Source organism: Microbispora rosea (genome assembly GCF_044460045.1).
Taxonomy (GTDB): domain Bacteria; phylum Actinomycetota; class Actinomycetes; order Streptosporangiales; family Streptosporangiaceae; genus Microbispora; species Microbispora rosea.
This window is the reverse complement of the sequence record NZ_JBITJO010000025.1, coordinates 1-3,761: the sequence shown is the minus strand read 5'-3', so window position 1 is coordinate 3,761 and position 3,761 is coordinate 1. Positions and strand designations below refer to the sequence as shown.

At 66.8% G+C, this 3,761-nt stretch carries 4 protein-coding genes and 1 pseudogene; 1 reads left to right on the top strand and 4 read right to left on the bottom strand.

Annotated features, from left to right (window positions below; all coding sequences use genetic code 11):
• Window positions 1–983 precede the first annotated feature (983 nt).
• On the top strand, window positions 984–1,703 hold the full coding sequence (locus tag ACIBK1_RS40565; protein WP_396740956.1) for a hypothetical protein: 720 nt from the start codon (window positions 984–986) through the stop codon (window positions 1,701–1,703).
• 35 nt (window positions 1,704–1,738) lie between these two features.
• Here the strand turns inward: ACIBK1_RS40565 and ACIBK1_RS40560 are convergent, their stop codons facing one another.
• From ACIBK1_RS40560 to ACIBK1_RS40545, 4 genes and pseudogenes are all read right to left on the bottom strand, one after another.
• Window positions 1,739–2,431 (bottom strand): MFS transporter, encoded by a 693-nt coding sequence (locus ACIBK1_RS40560; RefSeq protein ID WP_396740954.1) that lies wholly within the window; start codon window positions 2,429–2,431, stop codon window positions 1,739–1,741.
• Window positions 2,432–2,504: 73 nt separating this feature from the next.
• Window positions 2,505–2,744 (bottom strand): annotated as a pseudogene (locus tag ACIBK1_RS40555) (MFS transporter); the annotation flags it as partial.
• The gene (locus ACIBK1_RS40550) at window positions 2,678–3,124 is read right to left on the bottom strand and encodes an MFS transporter (protein ID WP_396740952.1); all 447 of its coding nucleotides are present in this window, start codon (window positions 3,122–3,124) and stop codon (window positions 2,678–2,680) included. The pseudogene ACIBK1_RS40555 and the gene ACIBK1_RS40550, both read right to left, overlap by 67 nt.
• Before the next feature lie 143 nt (window positions 3,125–3,267).
• The coding region (locus tag ACIBK1_RS40545; RefSeq protein ID WP_396740950.1) for a cellulose binding domain-containing protein at window positions 3,268–3,761 on the bottom strand (494 nt) is incomplete at its 5' end.

Genomic DNA, 3,761 nt, shown 5'->3' with positions numbered 1-3,761 from the left:
CTGCTCCTCGGATCGGGGAGGGCCGGACGGTGCTGTCGATCGGTGGGTGAGCGCCGCCCGGCCCAGGGGTTCGCCGGGGCATCATTCTGGAAAGCACGCTGAAACATGTCAAAGGGTCATTAGAAATGTTTCAGCCGGATGAACCGATCAAGTCCGCGTTGCCCAGCCGAAACGTCGATGAACATTTCACGCCTCTGCGGCCTCCCGAGGACGGAGGGCGATTGCGTGCTCGTCGGTCAGCGCGTCGTACCCGCGGAATCTCGGCAACGCGGCCGCCATCACGCCGACCGCGGCCACGCACAGCAGGCCGCCTGCCCCCAGGGAGAAGCGGGCACCGCCCGACTGGGATGACCGAGTCCGGAAGCGGTTCGCCGACGCCCCCGAGGTGCGTCAAGTTCAGCGCGGCCAGTTCAAGTCGCCTGCTGTGCCGAGGCAATCTGGTGCCGCCGAGACAATTAAGGGCATGTGATGGATCAAGCGGTGCGGGACGCCTCCCAAAGCAGAGCGAATGCGTCCGGCCGTATTGCTGGTTATGGTCATTATCCTTATCCGGAGGACGGATCGGCATTGTCTCGAATCGATGTGATTCCGCACGGACCGCGCCTTTCTTCTGCAGGCTCGTGATACCTTGCGGCGGTCCAGGTCGCCCTACTAGGAGCAAGTCAATGGAATCTCGCGCGCCATCGGCCGGAATTCGGACGAGGTTTGTCCACTGGTTGAAGCGTCCGAGTGTCAAATGGACGGGCACCACTATTGCGGCGCCGGTGATAGCCGGACTTATCACTTGGGCGATCCAGAATATGCTGTCCGGTTCGCCGTCGTCAGGAGTGGTTGCGCTGCCGTCGGGCCGACCGGCCTCCCCCCTGCTCTCGTACCTGCCTTCCTCGCCGTCGCCGCGTGCGGCGACGGCCGCACCCTCGCGTATGGCTTCTCCGTCGTCTTCGCCTACTCCAGACCAAGGACCGCCGATCATCGTCGACCTCGTGGAAGAGGGCGCCGATGCCGACTTCACGAGTCCGGCATGGGCCTTGGCCGAGCCTCTGCTACTCAACAAGTCCCAACTCGGCTGGGTTAGCCGGATCACTCTCGGAGAGCATGCCGATGATGCCTGGTTTCATCGTCACAAGGCGGCGCGCGACAGCAGTACGTCGATCAAGTTGGTAGTCCACGGAAACAGAGACAAGAAGGTCCGTGTCATGAACATGCGGACGGTGAAGCAGTGCGGTCGACCGCTCAGTGGAACGCTTTTCTACAACCCTCCGGGTGGGGCGTCGGACGAGGTCATCCGACTGTATTTCGATCTCGACAAGCCTCGACCGAGAGCGCAGATGTTGAAGGGGTTCGATCCGCAAGGTGACTATTTTTCACTCAAAACTGTCTCCTTGAAGCGAGACGAGGATGTCGTCTTCCTCGTATACGCTTCCACCTTGAAGTATTACTGCTCGTTCTCGCTCGCCTTGGACGTGCTCGCCGACGGCCGTCAGCAGACGGTCACAGTGACCGACCACGGCCAGCCTTTCCGAGTAACGGCCCTGCAGTCGAAGAAGCACCAGGACGGCGATCTCGAGACCGACGTCGAGAAGTACAAGGTCTTGTACGTCGCGGGCAACGGTGACTTCACCGGCAAGCATCCCGATCAGTGGCGACGCTGGGACCCGGGCAAGTACGCCCGCGCGCGGGAAGAGTGGTGGGAGGCGGACTGACCTCCTGTCCGCAATGGTCGGTGACGTTTCTCCGCCTACGCTGAAGGGCTTCGCTGGAACTCCGCATGGGGCTCCTCGGCCGCAATGACCGTCCGATCGCCTCCTTTACGTGCGGGCGACAACAAGGCCTGGCGCTGTGCGACGGCGTGCTCGTCGGTCCGCGCGTCGTACGCGCGGAATCTCGGCAACGCGGCCGCCATCACACCGACCGCGGCCACGCACAGCAGGCCGCCCACCCCCAGGGAGAAGCGGGCGCCGCCCAGCTGGGCCATGAACCCTGCCCGTGCGTCGCCCAGCATCGGCCCGGTCGAGTAGGACAGCAGCTCGATGCCGGCCAGCCGTCCTCGATAGGAGTCCGGAATGGTCTGGTTCCAAATGGTGCCGCGGAACAGGCCGCTCACCATGTCGGCGCCACCGGCGACGGCAAGGAACAGGAAGACCAGCCAGATGTCCGGCATCAGTGCGGCGAGCGCCACGGCGACGCCCCACAGGGTGGCCGAGACGATGACGGCGAGCCCGTGCCGACGGACGCGGGCCGTCCAGCCCGAGGTGAGTGAGGCGATCACCGCGCCCACGCCGCCGGCCGCGTACAGCACTCCGACGGCCTTGGGCGCGCCGAGGTTCTCGGCCAGGAAGGGGAACAAGGCGGTGGAACTGGCGAAGGCCATCGCGGCGATGTCGACGAGATAGGTGCCCATCAGGTCCGGCCGTTGCAGCGCGTACCGCACGCCTTCCACGTAAGGAACGCAGTGACGCGGGGGTGGGCTCCTCGGCGCGGGGGACCACGCCGACCCTGAGCAGCAGCGCCAGGGACAGCAGGAACGTGGCGACGTCGACGCCGTAGGAGGCGGCCGGACCGAGGGTGGCCACGATGAGACCCCCTGCGGCCGGTCCCGCGATCATGGCGGCGTTGAGGACCAGGCCCTGCACGGCGAACGCCGCGGGCATCCGGTCCAGCGGCAGCATCCGGTTGATCAGCGCCTGCTCGCTTGGCCTGCGTATGCTGCCGAGCCCGCGGGCCAGCGCCCCTGCGACGTACACACCCACACCTGCGGCCTGGGGAGCAGCGCGTTGACGAGCAGGAGCACCGAGGAGAGGCACAGCCCCAGCTCGCTGAGGGTCACGATCGTGCGCCGGTCGCGTGCGTCGGCGATCGCGCCGCCCCACAGGCCGCACACCACCATCGGTACGAACTCGGCCATACCCACCAGTCCCACCGCGACGTAGGACTCGGTGAGCTGCTTCATCTGGAACGGCACGGCCACGGTCGTGATGACCGTGCCGAGCATCGTGATCAGCCCCGAGCCGAGGAGGAGGCGAAAGTCGCGGAACTCGCGCAGTGGGCTGAGATCGAGTCTTAGCCGCCGGGCGAGGGATTTCAGGGAGCGATCGGCACGTTCGGGCACGAGGAGTCGTCTCAACGAGACGCCCCTCCGAGGGCAACCGGTTTTCCCTCCTCCGGGGTGCCGGTGCGGGGCACCCGGGAACGCGACGGCCGTGCGGCGGGGAGGTGAGCCCTCCCCGCCGCACGGCCGGTGTCAGGCGGTCGCCGTCGCGCTGTCCGTCAGGACGCGCTGCAGGTCGGCGTCGGCGTGGCGGCGGTGCCGTTGGCGACGAAGCCGAAGGTGGTGGAGGCGCTCGCCCCGAGGCTGCCGTTCCAGGACTCGTTGCGCACGCTGACCGAGGAGCCGGAACCGGACTGGAGGCCTCCCCATAACTGGCTGATGGACTGCGAACCGGGCCAGCTCCAGGTCACCGTCCAGCCGCTGATCGCCGAACTGCCCGCGCGCACCGTGACGTTGGACTGGAACCCGCCGGTCCAGGAGTTCACGGTCTGGATCGTGGCGGTGCACCCACCCGATGCGGGCGGAGGCGTGAACGAGGGAGACGAAGAGGGAGAGGGGCTGGGGGACTGGGGGTTTGTGGGGGATGGGGAGGTGGGTCCGCTGCCGTCGGGGGCGGTGGCGCGTCCGGTGGTGGGGGAGATCATGCCGGCGCAGAGGTTGCGGCTGCGGAGGTTGGCGGCGATTTGGGAGATGGCTTGGACGGTGGTGGCGT